The sequence below is a fragment of the Halomonas fontilapidosi genome, assembly GCF_014192285.1.
In the GTDB taxonomy this organism is placed as follows: Bacteria; Pseudomonadota; Gammaproteobacteria; order Pseudomonadales; family Halomonadaceae; genus Halomonas; species Halomonas fontilapidosi.
The window spans coordinates 73016-92669 of record NZ_JACHXQ010000007.1 but is presented as its reverse complement, the minus strand read 5'-3'; the positions used below and the strand labels follow the sequence as shown (position 1 = coordinate 92669).

Below are 19654 nucleotides of genomic sequence, written 5' to 3'. Positions count from 1 at the left end.
CTCACCCCTCTGCAACTAGGTGCCAGTGGCTTCGAATCGCGGCTGTTCCGGGGTCAGCTCTTCGGGGAGGCGCTGTGAACCCCTCCCTGGGCGCTACCGATGCCATCCCTGGCATAGGACCTCCCCTCCGACCTGCCCCCGGCGCCGCTCGCCCTTGGCGCTTTTGGCTTGTGGCTTGGCGCTATACCTCTATGTCAGCGAGGTTGCCGTAATCCTCCAGCCAGCTCTTGCGGTCGCTGGCACGCTTCTTGGCCAGCAGCATGTCCATCATCTCCATGGTGCCGTCGCCGACCTCGCGGGTGAGCTGCACCAGGCGGCGGGTTTCCGGGGCCATGGTGGTCTCGCGCAGCTGCAGCGGGCTCATCTCGCCCAGGCCCTTGAAGCGCTGCACGTTCACGGTACCGCGCCGGCCCTCGAGCTTGCGCTGGATGGCCGCCTTCTCGCTCTCGTCCAGGGCGTAGTGCACCTCCTTGCCCAGGTCGATGCGGTAGAGCGGCGGCATGGCCACGAAGACGTGGCCGGCATCCACCAGCGCCGGGAAGTGGCGCACGAAGAGCGCGCACAGCAGCGTGGCAATATGCAGGCCGTCGGAGTCGGCATCGGCGAGGATACAGATCTTGTGGTAGCGCAGCTTGGTGAGATCATCGCTGCCCGGGTCCATGCCCACGGCCACAGCGATGTCGTGGACCTCCTGAGAGCCATAGATGTCATGGGACTCCACCTCCCAGGTGTTCAGAATCTTGCCGCGCAATGGCAGGATCGCCTGGGTCTCGCGATTGCGCGCCTGCTTGGCGCTGCCGCCGGCGCTGTCGCCCTCGACCAGGAAGAGCTCGCTGCCGGCCGGGTCCTGACCCGAGCAGTCGGCCAGCTTGCCGGGCAGCGCCGGGCCCGAGGTGACCTTCTTGCGCGCCACCTTCTTCGAGCTCTTCTGGCGACGCTGGGCGGCGCTGATCACCAGTTCGGCCAGCGCCTCGGCCTGGTCCACATGGTGATTAAGCCACAGCGAGAAGGCGTCCTTGACCACCCCGGAGACGAAGCCTGCCACGGTGCGCGACGAGAGGCGCTCCTTGGTCTGGCCGGCGAACTGCGGGTCGAGCATCTTCACCGAGAGCACGTAGGCGACCCGCTCCCAGAGGTCTTCGGCGGTGAGCTTGACGCCCCGCGGCAGCAGGCTACGGTACTCGCAGAACTCGCGCAGGGCGTCGAGCATGCCGGCCCGCAGGCCGTTGACATGGGTGCCGCCCTGGGGCGTAGGAATCAGATTCACATAGCTCTCGAGCAGCGGCTCGCCCCCCTCGGGCAGCCACTGGATGGCCCAGTCCACGCCGTGCTCGTCGTCGGCGAAATGGCCGATGAAAGGTGAGGACGGCAGCACCTCATAGCCGTCGGTGGCCTGGGCCAGGTAGTCGCGCAGGCCATCGGCGTACTGCCAGACGTTCTCGTTGCCGTCGGGTTCGACCAGGGTGACCTTGAGGCCGGGGCAGAGCACCGCCTTGGCGCGCATCAGGTGCTTGAGGCGTGAGAGCGAGAGTCGCGGGCTGTCGAAATAGCTCTCTTCGGGCCAGAAGCGCAAGATCGTGCCGCGCGCCCGCTTGGGGACGCTGCCGATCACCTGCAAGGGGGAGGCCTTGTCACCGTGCTCGAAGGCCATGCCGTGGCGGCTGCCATCGCGCAACACCTCGACCTCGAGACGCTTCGACAGGGCGTTGACCACCGAGACCCCGACCCCGTGCAGACCGCCTGAGAAACGGTAGCTGGACTGGGAGAACTTACCGCCGGCATGCAGCCGGGTCATGATCAACTCGACCCCGGAGACGCCGTGCTCGGGATGGATGTCGATGGGCATGCCGCGACCGTCGTCGGCCACCTCCACGCCGCCATCCTCGAACAGCCGCACGCTGACCTCACCGGCGTGGCCGGCCAGTGCCTCATCGACGCTGTTGTCGATGACCTCCTGGACCAGGTGATTGGGCCGCGAGGTGTCGGTATACATGCCGGGGCGCTTGCGCACCGGCTCGAGGCCCGAGAGGACCTCGATGGAGCTGGCACTGTATTGCGTCATGCATCACCCAAAATGGTTGCGATCGTTCGTGTCGTCCGGGAGGCCGATGCCCGCTGTTCCGGGGGCCTTGCTGCCGGCCCAGCCCGGCGGCAGGCGCAGGCCGCCGTGGGCGAGGAGTGCCGGCAGGTGGTCGGCCAGCGCCGCGAAACCGTGATCCCCCTGCGGGTGCAGGAGCGTCCTGGCGCCGCGATACAGGGCGAAGGCCTCGGCCGGGTCCAGCGTCTCGTCGGCGGTTCCCAGCAGCAGCAGGTAGCGCTCGGCCACGACCCGCTCGGGCGTCAAGGCGTCGAGTTCCTCGAGGTGCGCGGCCTCGATGGTGAAGCGCTCGCCGGTGTAGACATTGTCGAAATGTTCGCCTATCCAGCCGGCCACCAGCCTTGCCGGGGCCACCGCCGGGTTGATCAGCGCGCCTGCCAGGTCATGGCGCTCGGCCACCAGCGTGGCCAGAAAGCCCCCCATGGAGCTGCCCGCTACCAGCGGCCGCGGCCCCAGCCGAGCCAGCTGCGCCTCGGCATACGCCAAGGCCGCCATCGGCCGATGAGGCAGCTGCGGCGTGATGCAGGGCAGCCCCAGCCAGGCACAGGCCTCACGCATCAGCACGGCCTTTGGCGAGCCGCTGCCGCTGTTGAAACCGTGGAGATAGAGGACCCCGCTGGCAGCCGGCGGGAGCCAAGCCGCACCTAGCATATCGCAACCCCTGTACATGCAGCCAGTATCATCGGGCGTCGCGCTCCGCCGCCCAGACGGCCTCGATCAGGCCCCGGGTCGAATCGTCCATCGCCGCGATGTCCGCCTGATGCTCGAGGATCCGCCGGGTCTCGCCGGCAATCTGCTTGCCCAGCTCCACACCCCACTGATCGAAGGGATTGATGTCCCAGATCCTCGCCTGAACGAAGACCTTGTGCTCGTAGAGCGCGATCAGCGCCCCCAGGGTCCTCGGCGTCAGCCGATCGAGCAGTAGGGTGCTGGAGGGCTGGTTGCCGCGATAACGCTTGTGCACCGGGCGTGGGCCCTCCTCCTCGATGGCCTCGTCGCCCAGCATCAGCACCCGCGATTGGGCAAAGCAGTTGGCGAGCGTCAAGCGGTGCTGGCCCATCAGGTGGTCACGGGTGGCGGGATCCTCCACGTCGTCATAGCGCACCTTGGGGGCGATGAAGTCACACTCCACGGCCTGCGTGCCCTGGTGAAGCAGCTGGTAGAAAGCGTGCTGGGCGTTGGGTCCCAGCTGGCCCCACAGCACCGGACAGGTCGAGTAGCTGACCTCGCGCCCATCGTGGGTCACCGACTTGCCGTTGGACTCCATCTCGAGCTGCTCGAGGTAGGCGGCAAAGAACTCCAGGCGGCCGTCGTAGGGCAGGATCGAGTGGGCGCGGATATCGAGAAAATTGACGTTCCAGATGCCCGCCAGGGCCAGCAGTACCGGCAGGTTGTCGGAAAGCGGCGCCTCGCTGAAGTGGCGATCCATCTCATGGGCACCGGCAAGCAGCTCGCGAAAATGCGGCATGCCCACCATCAGGGCAATGGGCAGGCCGATGGCGCCCCACAGCGAGTAGCGGCCGCCGACCCACTCCCAGAACGCCAGCTGCTGATCCTCGGCAATGCCCCACTCGCTCATCTTCTCGGGACTCGCCGAGACCCCGATGAAGTGCTGGCGCATGACCAGTTCGGCGTCGACCCCCTCCTCGCGGTGCTCGCCCATCAGCCGGGCCATCAGCCAGTCCCGCGCGGTGCGGGCATTGGAGAGGGTATCGATGGTGGTGAAGGACTTCGACGAGAGCACGAACAGCGTGGTCTCGGGATTGAGCCGTGCCAGGTAATCGGCCAGCTGGGAGCCGTCCATGGTCGAGGCGAAGTGCACGTCGATGGTGTGCACCCCCTCCGGCCGGTAGTCGGCGAGCGCATGGGTCACCATCAGCGGCCCCAGGTCCGAGCCGCCGACCCCCAGGTTGACCACGTCGCGGATCGCCCGGCCGGTGGCGCCACGCCACTGGCCGGCGTGGAAGCGCTCGACCATACGGGCCATGCGATCCAGCGTCGCATGCACCGAAGGCACCAGATCCTCGCCCTCCACCACCAGGCTCTCCTCCGGTGGCAGCCTCAACGCGGTGTGCAGGGCCGGCCGGTCCTCGCTGCGGTTGACCCGCTCCCCAGCGAGCAGGGCACGAATCGCCTCGGGCACCTCGGCTTCCCGGGCCAGGTCGAGCAGGCGAACCAGGGTCTCGTCACGCCAGCGCTGTTTGGAGAGATCCAGGGTCAAGCCCGCCGCCTGACGAGTAAAGGCGGCGTGGCGACCCGAGACCTCATTGAACAGCTCACCCAGATGGGTGTTGCGCATCTCGCGGGCATGGGCTGACAGGGCCTGCCAGGCATCGCGCTGGTCGATCGTGGGGGGCGTCATCGCTTCCTCCTGGACGTCCTGTCGTGCAGCCGGCGTGAGCGAGGCGTAGAATGTGGGCCCTTTCTCATCCTATCCGGCCAGTTCCATGAGTGACGCATCTTACCGTGACGCGATCTTTTCGACACCCCTGGACCGGGTGGCGCGCTTCTCCTTCGACGAACGAGTCGTCGCCTGCTTTCCCGACATGATACGCCGCTCGGTGCCCGGCTACGGCCAGATTCTCGGCATGCTGGGGCTGATTGCCGCCCGCCACCTGCGCCACGGGGCGCGCGTCTACGACCTGGGCTGCTCGCTGGGCGCCACCGGCCTGGCGCTGGCGGGGACGCTGTCGCCGGCGGCCTTCCGCTATATCGGCGTGGACCTCTCCCCGGCCATGGTGGCCCGCGCCCGGGAGACCCTGACGGAGGAGTGCCCCGACCATGCCATGGAGGTCATCGAGGGCGACATCCGCACCCTGGAGTACGCCCCCGCCGGGATGATCGTGCTCAACTTCACCCTGCAGTTCCTCGCTCCCGAGGACCGTGATGCGGTAATCCAGCGGCTTTACCAGGCGCTGGAACCCGGCGGCGTGCTGGTGCTCTCGGAAAAGGTCAAGGCCGCCGACGAACAGGAGAACGCCTGGCTGGTGGAGCGCTACCACGACTTCAAGCGCGCCAACGGCTACAGCGAGATGGAGATCAGCCAGAAGCGCACCGCCCTGGAGAACGTGCTGATTCCCGACACCCTGGAAGGCCATCACGAGCGCCTGGCCCGGGCCGGCTTTGCCCGCATCCATACCTGGTTCCAATTCCTCAACTTTGCGTCGCTGATTGCCTTCAAGGACTGCCGCTAACAAGGAGCCCTCGTGCCGATCGCACCGGAACATCGCGACCTTTACCAGGCCTTCCTCGACCAGGGCCTCGACACCTGGCTGGCCCGGCTTCCCGACCAGCTGGCGCGTGGCCTGGATCGTCAGCGCTACGGTGACCTGCCGGCCTGGGAAAAGGCCGTGGCCAAGCTCCCTGCCCTGCCGGCCGACAGGCGCGTGGAGCTGAATGCCGATACCGTCTCGGTCGATATGGACCTCAACGACAGTCGACGTCGTCAGTGCCAGGCCCTGCTGGGCAAGCTCGCCCCCTGGCGCAAGGGGCCCTACCGGCTCGGCGGTATCACTATCGACACCGAATGGCGCTCGGACTGGAAGTGGCAGCGCCTGGCACCGCACCTGGCGCCGCTGAACGAACGCCGCGTGCTCGACGTGGGCGGCGGCAACGGCTATCACGCCTGGCGCATGGCCGGCCAAGGGGCGGACTTTGTGCTGGTGATTGACCCCTCGCCGCGCTTCTTCTGGCAGTTCCGGGCGGTGCGCCACTTCGTCGGCGATGCCGACGGCGGACGCACCAACTTCCTGCCGGTGGGCATCGAGGCGGTGCCCGAGTCGCTCGGCGTCTTCGACACGGTGTTCTCCATGGGCGTGCTCTATCACCGCCCCTCGCCCCTGGAGCATATCCAGCAGCTCAAGGAGGCCCTGCGCCCCGGCGGCGAGCTGGTGCTGGAGACCCTGGTGGTGGAGGGCGACGCCACCACGGTACTGCTGCCGGGCAGCCGCTACGCCGCCATGCCCAACGTCTACTTCCTGCCCTCCTCGGCCGCGCTCTGCCAATGGCTCGAGCGCTGCGGGCTGATCAACGTACGGGTGGTGGACGAGGCGATAACCACCACGCAGGAGCAGCGTGCCACCGAGTGGATGACCTTCCAGTCGCTGGCCGACTTCCTCGACCCCGACGACCCGACGCGAACCCGGGAAGGCTACCCCGCGCCGCGGCGCGCGGTGATCATCGCCAACCGGCCAAGGTGATGCCCGCCGTCCACGTGGCCGGCCTGGCCGCCAGCCACCGTGGCAATGCCGCTAAGGCGCTACAGCGCTATGGCGGGCTGGGATTGATGCCGGCCCGTTGGGTTCTATACTGAGGAACAGCAGGGTGCCAAAGCCGCCTTTGGGCGTCGCCGACACTCGTTTTTCAGCAATGCGTCAGGAGGCCTTCATGCCGGACCCCAAGACCGTGATCAAGAAAGAGCAGCGCAAGAGCCTGTTTATTCTGTTGATCATGGCGATCTATAGCCTGCTGTTCGGTACCGCGATCGTCATCGGCCTGAGCCGTGGCAATCCTCAGATGGCCTCCAACGCCGGCTGGATCATGATCGGTATCGGCATACTGAGCATCGTGCTCTATGTCTCCGCCCGCCGCCGACCCACCAAATATAACGAGCCCCCTTCCTGAGCCGAGTGGGCAAAGGCCGCGACGATCAGGACGGATCGTTGCGCACGGCGGCCACATCACGCCGTACGGCGGCCAGCCCATGCAGGGAGATAAAGCCGCGCGCCTGGGCATGCTCCGCCATCAGTACGCTGTCGGGCGCCAGCACCAGCTCGCAGCGGGTGTGGCGGATCTGGTCGCATAACCGCTGAATGTCGCGCTGTCGATCCTCTCGCTGGTCCACGCGACGGATATAGATCGCCTCGATGCGGCCGGGGTGGGCCTCGACGATGTGGGTGTAGATTTCGGGGTCGTGCTGGCCGCTGTCACCGATCAGGACACAGGGTACTCCCTCGAACAGCGCCAGCATGCGGCTGATCATTCGCTGCTTGTGATCCTCGGCCCGGCGCGGCCACGGATGGCGCGCCGAGATGCCCCACTCGCGCAGGAACAGGATCGGTCCAACCGGAATGCGATTGAGCTGGAAGAAGGTCTCCAGCATCTCGTAGATCGCCCACGGCCCCCGCGACACATAGAGGATGGGACGTTCGCCCCGGTCATCAGCGCCGCGGTGCAGCGCCTGATACAGCGAGGCCACGCCGGGAAAGGCCGTGCGCTTGTGGGGCTTCTCGATGAAGAGCCGGTAGAGCATCCGCAACTTGTCGGCCACACCGGTGTACATCACCGTATCGTCGATATCGCTGATCACCAGCAGGTCAGTCTCCGGGGGCGGGATATAGACCTCCACGCGGGTGCGAACGGGCGCCTGATGGCCAGCCGACACCTTCAATCTGGCATGATGCCAGCAACGATCGTGGGGCAGCGAGGCATCGAGCGGCAGGTGGGCGTCGAAGTAGCCGTCGCGGTCGGTGGTCACGGTAATGCAACTCCCGGCCAGACAGATCTCGACATGGGCGCCGGCCACGCCGCGACGGGCGATGCGCCTCACCACGTCGGCCAGGTCGCGCAGAAAGCCGCGGCGAGGTATCCGCTTGCCCAGTCGCGCCTGATGAAACACGCGGCCCATGAGGAAGGCTTCTCGATGCGAGCCGTATCCCCGATAGGGCGTCACGGTGAGCCCGCCGAAGCCGTGGTCGCGCTTCATCGGCCTGGCCACAACGCCCACCAGCCGCTTCACAAACAGAACAGCCTGTCGAAATGCCTGCTTCACCCGCGCCACCCCGTCAGGCAGACCGATCGAAATTTGCCGTTCATGCTCAGATGCTCCAGGTCAAAGTGCCTCAGCTGCGGATGCGGCCTAGCGCCGCAGGATCACCAGCCAGCGGCCCAGGTTGAGAATGCTGGCCAGGGAGGCCGCCACATAGGTGAAGGCACAGGCGGTGAGCACATGGCGGGCGCCCGCCATATCGCGGGCCGGGATGTACTCCTTCAACAGCGGCAGGGCCCGCTGGAAGCTGGCATCGAACTCCACCGGCAGGGTCACCAGATGCACCAGCGCCGCGGTGCCGAAGCTGATCACCGCGGCCGCCACCACGATAGCCAGTCCGCCCGGTAGGCGGGTCAGCACGAACAGGAAGGGCGCGGCCATCATCAGCAGCGCCCCGACCTTCTCGGCCTTCTGGGCCACGCCTACCATGCGTGCCCGAGCGATCAGCGGCGCGTAGCCCTGATGGTGCTGAATGGCGTGCCCCACCTCGTGAGCTGCCACCGTCACGGCGGTCAGCGAGCGGCCCTGGTAATTGTCGGGGGAGAGGCGCACACGACGCGCCTCGGGATCATAGTGATCGCCCTGGTCGGTCATCTCCACCCGGACGCCCTCGAGCCCGAGACGCCGGATCAGATGGTCAGCAAGCTCGCCTCCGGTGCCGGGATACTCCTCGCGCCCACGGGCGTGGCGCGCCAGCACCCACTTGGCCCAGATGTTGGGCAGCAGGAAGAGGGCCAGCAGCAGGCCGATTGCCAGGACAATGATCATCGGGGCAGGCTCCGGGGAGGGTTAGGTCATTGGACCTAGCCTACCAGAGCCGGTTTCCTCATCGGTGAACGTCTTGCCCCAAAACCACAACGAGCCCGGCGAAGAGGTCGCCGGGCTCGTTGACGGCCTTATTGAAGCCGGCCTACTTGAGCAGCTCGCGGATATCCTTCGCCTCCCAGTGGGGGAAGTACTTGCGCACCAGGGCGTTGAGCTCCAGCTCGAAGCCGGCCCAGTCCACCTCGCCCGCCGCTCGGTCACTCCCGCGCGCGACCCCGCGGATCATCCCCGCGCCCACCGTGACGTTGGAGAGCCGGTCGATGACGATGAAGCTGCCGGTGCCCGGGCTCGTGCCGTAGTCATCCAGCGGCACCTCGGCGGTCAGCTCGACCCGACAGCGGGCAATGGCGTTGAGCTCGAGATGCTCGGCCGGATGGCGCTCCAGGCTGTTGACGTCCACCTGGTGGAGAATCTCGCCGACCTGCCCCGACACGGAGCGCCCGGCCAGGCGGATGTCGACCTGGCGTCCGGGGGCGAGCGCCTCGTCGTGCATCCAGACGATATCGGCCTCGAAGGCATCGGCCATGGCCACCTCGGCATCGGCGGCGACGATCCAGTCACCCCGCGAGACATCGATCTCGTCTTCCAGGGTCACGGTAATCGCCTGACCCGGCCAGGCGGCTTCCAGGTCGCCGTCGAAGGTGACGATACGCTCCACGGTCGATGCCTTGCCGGAGGGCAGCACCTTGATCGCCTGGCCCGGGCGCAGGATCCCCGCCTCGAGAGTGCCGGCATAACCCCGGAAGTCCAGGTCGGGACGGTTGACGTATTGAACCGGCAGGCGGAGGTCGGTCAGGTTGCGATCGCGACTGACCTCGATGCCTTCCAGCAGCTCGAGCAGCGGCGGTCCTGGTTCTCCATCGACTGAATACCAGGGCATGCGCTCGCTGCGGTTGACCACGTTGTCGCCCTCGAGCGCCGAGAGCGGCACAAAGTGGATGTCCGGCGCGGCCAGTTGCCCGGCGAAGTCGCGATAGTCGGCGACGATCTCCTCGAAGCGCGCCTGGTCGAAGCCCACCAGGTCCATCTTGTTGACCGCGATCACCAGGTGCTGGATGCCCAGCAGGTCGGCGATGAAGCTGTGCCGTCGGGTTTGCGTTTGAACGCCGTAGCGCGCATCAATCAGGATGATCGCCAGACTCGCCGTGGAGGCGCCGGTGGCCATGTTGCGGGTGTACTGCTCATGGCCCGGGGTGTCAGCGATGATGAACTTGCGCTTGTCGGTGGAGAAGAAGCGGTAGGCGACGTCGATGGTGATGCCCTGCTCCCGCTCGGACTGCAGGCCATCCACCAGCAGCGCCAGGTCCACCGCCTCGCCGGTGGTGCCGCTCTTCTTCGAGGCCTGGGTGATCGCCGCCAGCTGGTCGTCAAAGATCATCTTGGAATCGTGCAGCAGCCGGCCGATCAGGGTCGACTTGCCGTCATCGACGCTGCCGCAGGTGATGAAGCGCAGCAGGTCCTTGTTCTCGTGCTCGTGCAGGTACTGCTCGATGTTGTCGGCGATCAGGTTGGACTGGTGTGACATCAGAAATAGCCCTCGCGCTTCTTCTTCTCCATGGAGCCGGCCTGGTCGTGGTCGATGGCGCGGCCGCTGCGCTCAGACGTGCGCGTCAGCAGCATCTCCTGGATGATCTCGGGCAGGGTATCCGCCCGCGACTCCACGGCGCCGGTCAGCGGGTAGCAGCCCAGGGTGCGGAAGCGCACCCACTTCTCCTCGGGCACTTCGTCCTCGGCCAGCGGCATCCGCTCGTCGTCGACCATGATCAGCATGCCGTCGCGCTCGACCACCGGACGCGGCGCAGCGTAGTAGAGCGGCACGATGGGAATGCCCTCGAGGTGGATGTACTGCCAGATGTCGAGCTCGGTCCAGTTGGAGAGCGGGAAGGCGCGGATCGACTCGCCCTTGTTGACCCGGGCGTTGTAGAGATTCCACAGCTCCGGCCGCTGGTTCTTGGGATCCCAGCGGTGGTGCCGGTCGCGGAAGGAGAACACGCGCTCCTTGGCGCGGCTGGCCTCCTCGTCGCGGCGCGCCCCACCGAAAGCGGCATCGAAGCCATACTTGTCCAGCGCCTGCTTGAGCGACTGGGTCTTCATCACGTCGGTATAACCGCTTGAGCCATGCTCGAAGGGGTTGATGCCGGCGGCACGCCCCTCCTCGTTGATGTGCTCGATCAACTCCATGCCGGATTTCGCGGCCATGTGATCGCGGAACTCGATCATCTCGCGGAACTTCCAGGTGGTGTTGACGTGCATCAGCGGGAAGGGCGGCGGCCCGGGATAGAAGGCCTTGCGCGCCAGGTGCAGCATCACCGAGGAGTCCTTGCCGATGGAGTAGAGCATCACCGGGTTGGCGAACTCCGCCACCACCTCGCGGATGATGTGGATCGACTCCGCCTCGAGCTGCTGAAGATGGGTCTGACGCTGGGGCGACGGGGCCAGCGCGGCCTCGACGGCGCTATCGCGGGAGGGTGCGTGAAGACTGCTCATGGCCCGGCTACCTCGCATGACGTTGGGCGGGAGAGATCATGCGGATCAGGGTAACGCCGAGCTGATAATAACCCAAAAGAATTAATAACTATCTTTTTATAGCCATTTTGGCTATTTGCGCATCAGAGGTCGACGCGCTCCACCCAGGTGTCCAGATCGCCGTCGCTTAGTTCAATGATGCGATAGCCGGGAGGCGCAAGCTCGTCGAGGGCGAAGTTCACCGCCCCGGGCAGGAACTGGTCGATGGTGGCGGGACAGCCGTAGACCGGCACCTCGCCCTCCTTAAGGTAGCGAACGCCCTGGAAGGCCTGATGGACGTGACCGAAGAACACCGCGCGAACCTGGCGGTGTGGGGCGACGACTCGCCAGAAAGCCTCGCCGTCGACCAGGCCGATCTCATCAAGCCAGGCCGTTCCGACGGGCAACGGCGGATGATGCATGGCCAGCAGGGTCGGCCTGGCGTCGGCCGCGAGGCGCTCGGTCAGCGCGGCCAGGGCCTGCTCACCCAGTTCGCCGTGAGGCTGGCCAGTGACGTGGGTATTCAGCAGCAGCGCCCGCCAGCGTCCCAGATCCAGTTCGTCATGCAGCGCGCGGCACTCGGCCATCAGCGCCGGCCGATCATGATTGCCGGGGAGCCAGAACCAGGGCGCATCAAGGCGTGACAGTGCCTGTTTCGCCAGCCGATAGGTCGCCGCCGTCTCGTCCTGGCTGATGTCGCCGGTCACCAGCACCCGCGCCGGCCGTGCCCGGTTCACTGCGTCGATCACGGCCTCCAGCTGGCGCAGCGGAAACCCCGTCCGCGCACGAGCGCTGGGGTCGGCCTGGAGGTGGCAGTCGGAGATCTGGACCAGGCGCATCAGGGCAGCCTTCTCGTCAAGGCAATTGGGGCAAGTGGAGAGAATGGCCGTGGGCCAGACCATGATCCAGCCATTCGCCGAGGAAACGGTTGAGCTGCAGCTTCTCGTCGGGCTGATGCATGCGCGAATTAGGGTAGCGATAGCGACCGTCGAAATGGCGCTGCTGCTGGAAGTCGGTGACCTCGGCCATGCGCACGTCGTGGTAGAGGTGCACGCGCATGCGCGGCGTATCGATCAGCGAATCGAGGATACCCCGTTGGGAAACGCGTACCACGCTGGTATAGGGCGCTCGCTCCTGGAGCTTTAGGCACAGGGCCCCCAGGCGACGCCCCTGGTTGAACAGCTCGACCTCGCGCGTCTCGCCGACTTCGAGGTCGCCCAGCAGCCGCGTCAGGCGGATGAAGTTGGCCGTGCACTCGCCCTGCAGGGTCTTCAGGTCAGTGACATAGGCGTTTCTCGGCACGCTACCTCCTTGCTCGCAACGATGCGCGTTCGCCGATCAGCCAATAGAAGGTGATCAGGCACATGGCACTGTCGAGTCGCCCGGCCTGCAGGAGTTCCCAGGCTCTCGTAAACGGCAACACGTGCACGCGGATGTCCTCATGTTCCTCGTCGAGCCCGTGTACGCCGCCAAGCCCACGGCTGTCGACCAGCCCACAGAACAACGTGACCCGCTCATTGCAGGCACCGGGGCTCGGGTAGTAGGTGTGCAGTTCGATCAGCTCGCCCACTTCGCAGCCGGCCTCCTCCATCACCTCACGGCGCGCCACCTCGGTGGCACTCTCGCCCTGCTTGACGAGTCCGGCCACCACCTCCACCTTCCACGGCGATTCGGGATCGTCGACGGCACCGGCGCGAAACTGCTCGACGAGTGCCACCGTGTCCCGCTCCACGTCGTAGAGCAGCACGCCCACGGCGTCGTAGCGATGGTGCACCTCGCGCACCATCTCGGCGCTCCAGCCGCCCTCGAAGAGGCGATGACGTAGATGCAGTTCCTCCAGCCGGAAGAAGCCCTGATGCAGGCAGCGGCGCTCGGCCAGTTCCACATCGACGGCGGTAAAGCGCGGCGAGAGCGTCAGATCCTGATCATCTGCGGGCGGGCGGTTCTCGCTCATGCGGATCTCCGAGTCGCACAAAGGCTTCATTATCGTTACCGGGGACGGGAATGCCAACCGTCCTGCCCAGCGAGGCGCCTCAGAGCCGCTCGAGCAGCGCCCGCGCCTCCTCGCGCAGTGCCTCATCGGAGGCCACACGGGCCTCCCTGGCCTGACCTTCCACGGCGCGCCGGGCATGCTCGCGGGCCTCGTCGTCGCGCCCCTCATCCAGCAGGAAAGCAGCATAATAATAGTTGACGTCGATGCCCTGAGAGCGAATCGCTTGGGCACGCTGGAACATCTGGTCCGCGGTCTCGGCGTCGCCAAAGGCCACCGGCCAGCCCGGCGCACGGTGGTACAGTGCCCCCAGCGTGACCCAGGCGGAAGCGTTGTGCCCCTCGGGGTCAAGTTCAACGGCACGTTCCAGCACCTTGCGCGCCTCCTTGGCCGAGCCGAGCGCCGAGAGGCCGCCGGCTTCGCGGGCATGCGAGGCGAGGATGATGCCCCGCCAGACCAGCACCCGGCTCTGCTGCGGATGAGATTCGGCGAGTTCGGCGCTCTCCTCCGCCAGCGACGCGAGCGCGGCCTCGCGACGCGCCGGCGCCACCTCGGTGGTAACGCGCTCCCAACGGTGACGCAGGGAGAAGAGCTCATCCTCCCATGCCAGCGCCTGGGCCAGACTCTGAGAAAGCGGAACGGCAGCCAGGGCCAGGCAGAGGGCGGCGGCAAGCGATGGGCGTCGCAGCATAGGGCATGCTCCTTGTCATGATGGTGTTGGAATCGACGGACATCGACAATGTAACGAACGTTTGAATGATGCACCAGCCGATCCATGACTTGGCCAGGTCGCCCGCGTGACGTATGTTCGCCGCCAGGCAACAGACTGCGAGGCACACCATGAAAGGCCGCAACATGACACGCTGGCGGGACCCAGCCAAGGACCCGCGCCAGGAACCCAAGAGCAACCTGATCACCGCCGAGGGCGCCGAGCGGCTACGCGGCATCCTCGACCACCTCTCGCGGGTCAAGCGCCCTGCCCTCTCCACCAAGGTGGGCGAGGCCGCGGCGCTGGGCGACCGCAGCGAGAACGCCGACTACACCTACAACAAGAAGGAGCTCAACCGGGTCATCGCGCGCATCCGCTACCTGACCAAGCGCCTCGACGAGCTCACCGTGGTGGACCGCCTGCCGGCGGATACCGGCAAGGTCTTCTTCGGCGCCTTCGTCACCCTGGAGGACGAGGAAGGCGAAGAGATGCGCATCCGGCTGGTCGGCCACGACGAGACCGATACCACCAAGCGCTGGATCAGCGTCGACGCCCCGCTGGCGAAGGCCCTGCTCGGCCGGGCACTGGACGACGAGGTGACGGTGGCCGCCCCGGGCGGCGAGACCAGCTACGTGATCACCGAGATCGTTTATCGCGACCCGCAGGCTTGATCAGCCCTTCATGGCCCGATAGACCCGGAAGCGCCGGTCATCGGCCAGGACCTCGAAGGCGCCGAAGGCACGCTCGAGCAGGTCCGGATAGGGCAGGAAGGCATTGGCCACCAGCAGCAGCTGGCCACCGGGACTCAGATGCTCGGGCGCCTGCAGGATCAGCCGCCCTGCCGGGCCATAGTCGACCGACCTCTCCTGGTGGAAGGGCGGATTGCTGACGATGGCATCGAAGGTGCTCTCCCCCAGCGCCGAGTAGACGTCGCTGGCCACGACCTCGCCTTCGAGACCATTGGCTGCCAGAGTGCGTCGGGTCGCTTCCACCGCAAAGTGACTCACATCCGCCGCAGTGACCCGCGCCCCGCGCCGCGCCAGCCAGGCGGCCAGAATGCCGTCGCCGCAGCCCAAATCGAGCACATTGCCGAGCACATCGCCAACCCCCTCGCGCCCTTCCGCCAGTTGAGAGCGGAGCTGCTCCAGCAACAGCCGAGTGCCGTCGTCCAGCTTGCCATGGCCGAACACGCCCGGATGGCTGACCAGGCGCAGCGTATCGTTACCCAGATCAGCCTCGAAGCGGGTCCAGGCCTCGTCCGGATCAATGCCCACGCGATCCAGGCGAGTGGCGTAGAGGGCACAGCGCCGGGCGCTGTCGAGCTTGCGACAGCCCAACCCCAGGGCCGCCAGCGCCTTGAGGACCCGTTTGATACCGCCCTGGTTCTCGCCCACCAGCTGCAGCGGGGTCCCCGGTGGCAGGTGGGCACACAGCCACAGCAGCCACCACTCGCCCAGGGCGTGACTCTTGGGCCAGAACAGGACCGCCCCGGGTGGGGTCGGGCCAGCGCCCTCGAAAGGCGAGTGAGCCAGCTTCCCCAGCGCCCGCCAGGCCGCGAGCACGCCCTGATCGGCGGAGAGCAGCTGTCCCTCTGCCCCTTCCAGCCAGCCGTCCCGCGGTGGCGCGACCCACAGCCAGCCGCGATAGTCGGCATCCTGTCGCGCCAGCAGCTGGCAGACGGGCGTCTCGGCATTCATGCAGTGGCCTCCTCAGAGGAGCGTAAGGGACGTTCCAAGGTGTAAAGCAGGTAGCGGCCCAGCCGCCAGTGGGGGTCGACGCGGCAGTAGCGCTGCTCCAATGCCAGCAGCTGCTCGCGGTCGGCCTCGCTCTGGGGCGGTTCACGCAGGTAGTCGGCAAAGACTCGGATGCCCGCCACCTCGCGGATCGCCAGGCCACTCTCGGCACTCCAGGCCTCGACCTGGGCATGGGTCAGCGGTGAGATCGGCGTCAACCGCTTGCGCAGCCCCTTGCCCTCGAGCCGGTCGGCCAGAGCCTTCTCGAGATTGCCCTTGACCACGTTGGAGAGCCTGAGGGCATCACGGTTGAACACCATCAGCGAGAGCTGCCCGCCGGGTGCCATAAGGCCGGCAAGGGTCGCCAGGGCACTGCGCGGGTCCGCCAGCCACTCCAGCACGGCATGACAGGCGATCAGCGGCCAGGGGCCGGGCGCCAGCTGGGTCAGTTCCTGGAGCGGGGCCTGCAGCAGGTTCACCTCATGTCCCGCCAACGACGCCCTCGCCCGCGCCAGCATCTCCCCGGAGGGCTCAGCCAGGGTCACCGCGTGACCGCGGACGGCAAACCAGCCTGCCTGCTGGCCCAGGCCGCCGCCCACGTCGAGCAGCGGCTGGCCGTGCAGATCGAGCATCTCGGGCAGCAGCCGGTTGAGCAGTGCCAGACGCAGCTCGCCGCGGGCACCGCCATAGAGACTTGCAGCAAACTTGTCGGCAAGGCCGTCAAAATGACGATCACCGGCCGGAGAAAGCGTGGAAATGGGGTCGGACATGCCGGTTACCAGTCGCGAGGTTGCTGCGCATTCTACCCGGGAATCGCCTCGGGCTCATGGCCAAGCCACTACTCAGGCCAGATCCTCCTCCGACGTGCCGGGAGCCAGGAGGTTGCACGGCAGGCCTAAGCGATAGCGCCTATCGGCCGGTCATGCGGGAGAGCTTCCTGTCGAGGCAGGTGGCGTCCCCATTCGCTGTCGGCCTCGAGCTGGGCGGCCAATGCCAGCAGACGCCGCTCTTCCCCCATGGGCGCCAGCACCTGCACTCCCACCGGCAGGCCATCGGGAGTCACATGGAGAGGAACCGACATGGCGGGCTGACCGGTAAGGTTGGCCAGCTGGGTAAAGGGCGTCTGGCGCAGCGAGTCGGCGGCCAGGCGCTTGAGAAGACCGGCCTTCAAGGCCAGATGCGAAGCACCGGGAATCGCCAGCAGCGACATCAGCCGTTCCCGGCTGCGGCTCGGGTACAGGGCACCGCGACGCGGTGCCGGCGTGGCCGCTACCGGCATCAGCAGCAGATCAAAGCGGCGATGAAAGGCAGCCATGTCCCATGCCACCTGATTCCAGTAGCGTTTGGCGATCTCGTAGTCGCGAGCCGGCAGGCATCGCCCCAGTCGGCCGATGGCTCGGGTGGCGGGCTCGAGTGCCAGTCGACAGACCGGTACATCGGTCTGCTCGCTGATCCAGACCAGGTCCGCCGCCAGCTGTCCCAGGTAGAGGGTCAAGTAACTGTCGGCCAGGGCACCGCCCTCGACGGGTGGATCGACCCACTCGAGGTGGTGGCCGAGCGCCTCCAGTCGCCGGCCGGCCTGCTCGACAGCTCGCCGCACCTCGGGGTCGAGCCAGGTCCCCAGCGGCGCTCCCAGAGGGTCACCCAGTGACACCGCTATCCGCATCGTCCCTGGAGGCCTTTCCATCGCGGCCAGAAACCCCTGCTCCCTCGGCAGCGGCCAGGGGCTGCCGGCATCCATGCCGTTGATGACATCCAGCAGCGCCGCACTGTCACGCACGCTGCGGGTCAGGGCGTGCTCGACCACCGCGCCTTGCCATACCTCGCCGAACAGAGGCCCCAGCGGCACCCGCCCGCGTGAGGGCTTCAATCCGAACAGCCCGCAATGGCTAGCCGGAATACGCAGCGAGCCGCCGCCGTCACCGCCCATGGCCAACGGAACCAGACCACCGGCCACCGCGGCCGCAGCCCCGCCGCTGGAGCCGCCGGGCGAATGCTCGGGATGCCAGGGATTGACCGGGTGCGAAAAGGCACGGGGCTCAGTGATGCCCATCAGCCCCAGCTCGGGGGTGACGGTCTGACCCAGGATGGTCAGGCCTGCCGCGCGCATGCGGCACACCAGGGTCGCGTCTTGCGGAGCTCGCCAGTCGGCCATGGACGCACTGCCGAAGGCCAGCGGCTCGCCGGCGAGAGTCATCAGCAGGTCCTTGGTCAAGGTAGGCACCCCGGCAAATGGCGCAGCCGGATCCGTGCTCCGCCCCTCGCGGGCGGCCTGCTCGAAGCGGGTGCGCACCACCGCGCCGAGGGCAGGGTTGTTTTCCTCGACCGTGGCACAGGCGGCGGCGAGCACCTCCTCTCGGCTCACCTTGCCCTGGCGGATCAACGCTGACAGACCCAGCCCGTCGCAGGCGCGATACTCTTGCACCTCCATGCACGCATCTCCCTCGGCGATCTCCGCTTCAGCATACCGGAACGGCCCTGGCCACCGCGTATGCCGCCGCCGCTGGGTACCCCGGTTCCACTCGGCGGCGCATTTCCCTATAATGCGCCGCCAACGCCCCCATAGCTCAGCTGGATAGAGCGTCCCCCTCCTAAGGGGAAGGTCTCAGGTTCGAATCCTGATGGGGGCGCCAGTTACCCCCTGATTTTCCTTGCTTTTCACCTTTTCTCTGACAGCATCCAGAGAAATCAGCTTTCCAGCGTGACCATTTTGTGCGGGTTTCAGCCCGTTGACAGCTTCTCTCAAGGCATCGGGATGCAGGTGGCTATAACGCTCTGTCATCTTGACAGTGCCGTGACCAAGCATGTCACGCACCTCGATCAACTCAGTGCCCGACATGACCATCCAGCTTGCCAGAGTATGGCGTTGGTCGTGCTGTCTGAAGTCTATTATCCCGGCCTCCCGTCGGGTGGTAGCGGATGCATCAGGACAGTGCTCCTGGCACCGGTTCCTTCGGCACTTCAAAGCCTCGAGAGCCTTCGGGTGGAGGGGTACTACCCTCCTCTTGCCGCTCTTCGTCATGCAAGCGTCGAGCACGATGAGACAGCTCGTGAAATCGACATGTTTCCAGATCAAGCTGGTGAACTCACCGTGGCGTAATCCCCTGTACAGGCAGAGCTGTGTAGCCTCCAGAACGGGTCGCACGCAACCGTCTTAGACGAACACCCGGGGGCCATCAGTAATCCAGGTCCTGGGGCCTGGCCGGCCAAGGTCTGCAATGTTTCCTCGCTGGAGATGACCTTGCCCGGCTCCTCTCCCCACAGATAGATGACTTCCATGCGGCCGGCCAGGGAGTCCTGTGCCTTGGGAAGCAACAACAGGTTGGCAGAGCCGGTGAGCAGGAAGCGGCCCGGCTGGCGATCACGGTCCACCACCGACTTGATCGCCAGTAGCAGTTCCGGCGCCTGCTGCACCTCGACCAACATGACGCGTTCGGGCAGCCCCTCGATGAAGCCAAGCGGATCCTGTCGAGCCGCTTCCAGGAGCATCGAGTCATCCAGGTTCAAATAGGCACGCTCGGGGTCGATGCGCCGGGCCAGCGTCGTCTTTCCCACCTGCCGGGGCCCCAGCAGGCAGACCACCGGCGTATCGGCGAGGGACGCAAGCACTCGATCACGAATCAGCCGCGGAAGATAGGGGAATGCCATGTCGCGCCTCTACTAGCGTCCATTTGATGGATAGATAAGCGTCCAATTGCTGTCATTTCTATCGCCCAGTTGCTTTCAGGCTACTCGTCTAATTGCGTTGCCTGCCTGACAATGCGTCGCTCAGGACTGGGAATTTCGGGCCTGACGCCGGCTTCGCTACCATCGAAAGCACTTATCGGGCTTTGCAGCCACGGCATGGCAAGTGGCAAGGATACGGCCACCGATAAGCCCTTCATCGGCCAGCTGGTAAGCCGGTCTGGAAGTACCTAGCGGGCTCAGTGGACGACCCCGCCGCCGTCGATGAAGTGATGTACCTGGACCGCTCGCTGCACGAGGCGGAGCTGTTACAGGCCATCGCCAGGGTGAAGGAGCACGCGCT

Annotated in this window: 20 protein-coding genes and 1 tRNA gene; 5 read left to right on the top strand and 16 right to left on the bottom strand. The window is 66.4% G+C overall.

Features of this window, described 5'->3' with window-relative positions:
* Window positions 1–181: 181 nt before the first annotated feature.
* The 3 genes from parE to pgi are packed head-to-tail and all read right to left on the bottom strand — an operon-like array spanning window position 182 to window position 4460.
* The gene (gene parE / locus FHR95_RS11340; RefSeq protein ID WP_183314459.1) at window positions 182–2062 is read right to left on the bottom strand and encodes a DNA topoisomerase IV subunit B; all 1881 of its coding nucleotides are present in this window, start codon (window positions 2060–2062) and stop codon (window positions 182–184) included.
* Window positions 2063–2065: 3 nt separating this feature from the next.
* Complete coding sequence (locus FHR95_RS11335; RefSeq protein ID WP_183314458.1) at window positions 2066–2749, bottom strand: YqiA/YcfP family alpha/beta fold hydrolase; 684 nt, start codon at window positions 2747–2749, stop codon at window positions 2066–2068.
* Between the two features lie 28 nt (window positions 2750–2777).
* Window positions 2778–4460, bottom strand: coding sequence for a glucose-6-phosphate isomerase (gene pgi, locus FHR95_RS11330; protein ID WP_040183010.1), 1683 nt, complete (start codon window positions 4458–4460; stop codon window positions 2778–2780).
* An 85-nt stretch (window positions 4461–4545) separates the two neighbouring features.
* Between pgi and cmoA the strand changes: the two genes are divergently transcribed.
* The 3 genes from cmoA to FHR95_RS11315 all read left to right on the top strand — a co-directional run bounded on the left by cmoA (window position 4546) and on the right by FHR95_RS11315 (window position 6721).
* Window positions 4546–5292 carry a carboxy-S-adenosyl-L-methionine synthase CmoA gene (gene cmoA / locus FHR95_RS11325; protein ID WP_183314457.1) on the top strand — a complete coding sequence of 249 codons (747 nt, stop codon included), beginning with the start codon at window positions 4546–4548 and terminating at the stop codon, window positions 5290–5292.
* Between the two features lie 12 nt (window positions 5293–5304).
* Window positions 5305–6297 carry a tRNA 5-methoxyuridine(34)/uridine 5-oxyacetic acid(34) synthase CmoB gene (gene cmoB, locus FHR95_RS11320; RefSeq protein WP_183314456.1) on the top strand — a complete coding sequence of 331 codons (993 nt, stop codon included), beginning with the start codon at window positions 5305–5307 and terminating at the stop codon, window positions 6295–6297.
* 187 nt (window positions 6298–6484) lie between these two features.
* Window positions 6485–6721, top strand: coding sequence for a hypothetical protein (locus FHR95_RS11315; RefSeq protein ID WP_040182999.1), 237 nt, complete (start codon window positions 6485–6487; stop codon window positions 6719–6721).
* 25 nt (window positions 6722–6746) lie between these two features.
* On the opposite strand, the gene FHR95_RS11310 is transcribed toward FHR95_RS11315, so the two are convergent.
* The 8 genes from FHR95_RS11310 to FHR95_RS11275 form a co-directional block, all read right to left on the bottom strand.
* Window positions 6747–7802, bottom strand: a complete 1056-nt coding sequence (locus FHR95_RS11310) for an App1 family protein phosphatidate phosphatase (protein ID WP_183314455.1) — start codon at window positions 7800–7802, stop codon at window positions 6747–6749.
* A 153-nt stretch (window positions 7803–7955) separates the two neighbouring features.
* Complete coding sequence (locus FHR95_RS11305) at window positions 7956–8630, bottom strand: zinc metallopeptidase (RefSeq protein WP_183314532.1); 675 nt, start codon at window positions 8628–8630, stop codon at window positions 7956–7958.
* A 145-nt stretch (window positions 8631–8775) separates the two neighbouring features.
* Complete coding sequence (cysN, locus tag FHR95_RS11300; RefSeq protein ID WP_183314454.1) at window positions 8776–10215, bottom strand: sulfate adenylyltransferase subunit CysN; 1440 nt, start codon at window positions 10213–10215, stop codon at window positions 8776–8778.
* Window positions 10215–11177, bottom strand: coding sequence for a sulfate adenylyltransferase subunit CysD (gene cysD / locus FHR95_RS11295; RefSeq protein ID WP_183314453.1), 963 nt, complete (start codon window positions 11175–11177; stop codon window positions 10215–10217). Before cysD ends, cysN begins: the two co-directional genes overlap by 1 nt.
* Window positions 11178–11299: 122 nt before the next feature.
* A complete protein-coding gene (locus FHR95_RS11290; protein ID WP_343065209.1) occupies window positions 11300–12097 on the bottom strand; it encodes a phosphodiesterase in 798 nt (265 codons plus the stop codon).
* A complete protein-coding gene (locus tag FHR95_RS11285) occupies window positions 12051–12497 on the bottom strand; it encodes a DUF1249 domain-containing protein (protein WP_040184855.1) in 447 nt (148 codons plus the stop codon). Before FHR95_RS11285 ends, FHR95_RS11290 begins: the two co-directional genes overlap by 47 nt.
* Window position 12498: 1 nt before the next feature.
* Window positions 12499–13149, bottom strand: a complete 651-nt coding sequence (locus tag FHR95_RS11280; protein ID WP_183314452.1) for an NUDIX domain-containing protein — start codon at window positions 13147–13149, stop codon at window positions 12499–12501.
* 79 nt (window positions 13150–13228) lie between these two features.
* Window positions 13229–13876: a tetratricopeptide repeat protein gene (locus tag FHR95_RS11275; RefSeq protein ID WP_183314451.1), complete on the bottom strand. Its 648-nt coding sequence runs from the start codon at window positions 13874–13876 to the stop codon at window positions 13229–13231.
* 149 nt (window positions 13877–14025) lie between these two features.
* Between FHR95_RS11275 and greB the strand changes: the two genes are divergently transcribed.
* Window positions 14026–14565 (top strand): transcription elongation factor GreB, encoded by a 540-nt coding sequence (gene greB, locus FHR95_RS11270; RefSeq protein ID WP_183314450.1) that lies wholly within the window; start codon window positions 14026–14028, stop codon window positions 14563–14565.
* Here greB and FHR95_RS11265 read toward each other — a convergent pair whose 3' ends face one another.
* The 3 genes from FHR95_RS11265 to FHR95_RS11255 form a co-directional block, all read right to left on the bottom strand.
* Window positions 14566–15591, bottom strand: coding sequence for a methyltransferase (locus tag FHR95_RS11265; protein WP_183314449.1), 1026 nt, complete (start codon window positions 15589–15591; stop codon window positions 14566–14568).
* Window positions 15588–16397, bottom strand: a complete 810-nt coding sequence (locus FHR95_RS11260) for a methyltransferase domain-containing protein (RefSeq protein WP_183314448.1) — start codon at window positions 16395–16397, stop codon at window positions 15588–15590. Before FHR95_RS11260 ends, FHR95_RS11265 begins: the two co-directional genes overlap by 4 nt.
* A gap of 125 nt (window positions 16398–16522) precedes the next feature.
* Window positions 16523–18058: an amidase gene (locus FHR95_RS11255; protein WP_183314447.1), complete on the bottom strand. Its 1536-nt coding sequence runs from the start codon at window positions 18056–18058 to the stop codon at window positions 16523–16525.
* A gap of 125 nt (window positions 18059–18183) precedes the next feature.
* Here FHR95_RS11255 and FHR95_RS11250 point away from each other — a divergent pair.
* Window positions 18184–18260 (top strand) — tRNA-Arg (locus FHR95_RS11250).
* On the opposite strand, the gene FHR95_RS11245 is transcribed toward FHR95_RS11250, so the two are convergent.
* Window positions 18233–18772: a tyrosine-type recombinase/integrase gene (locus tag FHR95_RS11245; RefSeq protein WP_183314446.1), complete on the bottom strand. Its 540-nt coding sequence runs from the start codon at window positions 18770–18772 to the stop codon at window positions 18233–18235. The genes FHR95_RS11250 and FHR95_RS11245 overlap by 28 nt on opposite strands.
* Entirely contained in the window at window positions 18700–19275 is a 576-nt protein-coding gene (locus FHR95_RS11240) for an ATP-binding protein (protein WP_246378535.1), read from the bottom strand. The genes FHR95_RS11245 and FHR95_RS11240 overlap by 73 nt, the downstream gene beginning before the upstream one ends.
* Window positions 19276–19654 lie beyond the last annotated feature (379 nt).

Bases quoted from the DNA above. Each gene is read 5' to 3' on its own strand.
- parE (WP_183314459.1), bottom strand. From the start codon at position 2,062: ATGACGCAATACAGTGCCAGCTCCATCGAGGTCCTCTCGGGCCTCGAG.
- cmoA (WP_183314457.1), top strand. From the start codon at position 4,546: ATGAGTGACGCATCTTACCGTGACGCGATCTTTTCGACACCCCTGGAC.
- FHR95_RS11260 (WP_183314448.1), bottom strand. From the start codon at position 16,397: ATGTCCGACCCCATTTCCACGCTTTCTCCGGCCGGTGATCGTCATTTT.
- FHR95_RS11280 (WP_183314452.1), bottom strand. From the start codon at position 13,149: ATGAGCGAGAACCGCCCGCCCGCAGATGATCAGGATCTGACGCTCTCG.
- FHR95_RS11240 (WP_246378535.1), bottom strand. From the start codon at position 19,275: ATGGCATTCCCCTATCTTCCGCGGCTGATTCGTGATCGAGTGCTTGCG.
- FHR95_RS11275 (WP_183314451.1), bottom strand. From the start codon at position 13,876: ATGCTGCGACGCCCATCGCTTGCCGCCGCCCTCTGCCTGGCCCTGGCT.
- FHR95_RS11255 (WP_183314447.1), bottom strand. From the start codon at position 18,058: ATGGAGGTGCAAGAGTATCGCGCCTGCGACGGGCTGGGTCTGTCAGCG.
- FHR95_RS11265 (WP_183314449.1), bottom strand. From the start codon at position 15,591: ATGAATGCCGAGACGCCCGTCTGCCAGCTGCTGGCGCGACAGGATGCC.
- FHR95_RS11310 (WP_183314455.1), bottom strand. From the start codon at position 7,802: ATGAAGCGCGACCACGGCTTCGGCGGGCTCACCGTGACGCCCTATCGG.
- cysN (WP_183314454.1), bottom strand. From the start codon at position 10,215: ATGTCACACCAGTCCAACCTGATCGCCGACAACATCGAGCAGTACCTG.
- greB (WP_183314450.1), top strand. From the start codon at position 14,026: ATGAAAGGCCGCAACATGACACGCTGGCGGGACCCAGCCAAGGACCCG.
- FHR95_RS11290 (WP_343065209.1), bottom strand. From the start codon at position 12,097: ATGGTCTGGCCCACGGCCATTCTCTCCACTTGCCCCAATTGCCTTGAC.
- cysD (WP_183314453.1), bottom strand. From the start codon at position 11,177: ATGAGCAGTCTTCACGCACCCTCCCGCGATAGCGCCGTCGAGGCCGCG.
- FHR95_RS11315 (WP_040182999.1), top strand. From the start codon at position 6,485: ATGCCGGACCCCAAGACCGTGATCAAGAAAGAGCAGCGCAAGAGCCTG.
- FHR95_RS11335 (WP_183314458.1), bottom strand. From the start codon at position 2,749: ATGCTAGGTGCGGCTTGGCTCCCGCCGGCTGCCAGCGGGGTCCTCTAT.
- pgi (WP_040183010.1), bottom strand. From the start codon at position 4,460: ATGACGCCCCCCACGATCGACCAGCGCGATGCCTGGCAGGCCCTGTCA.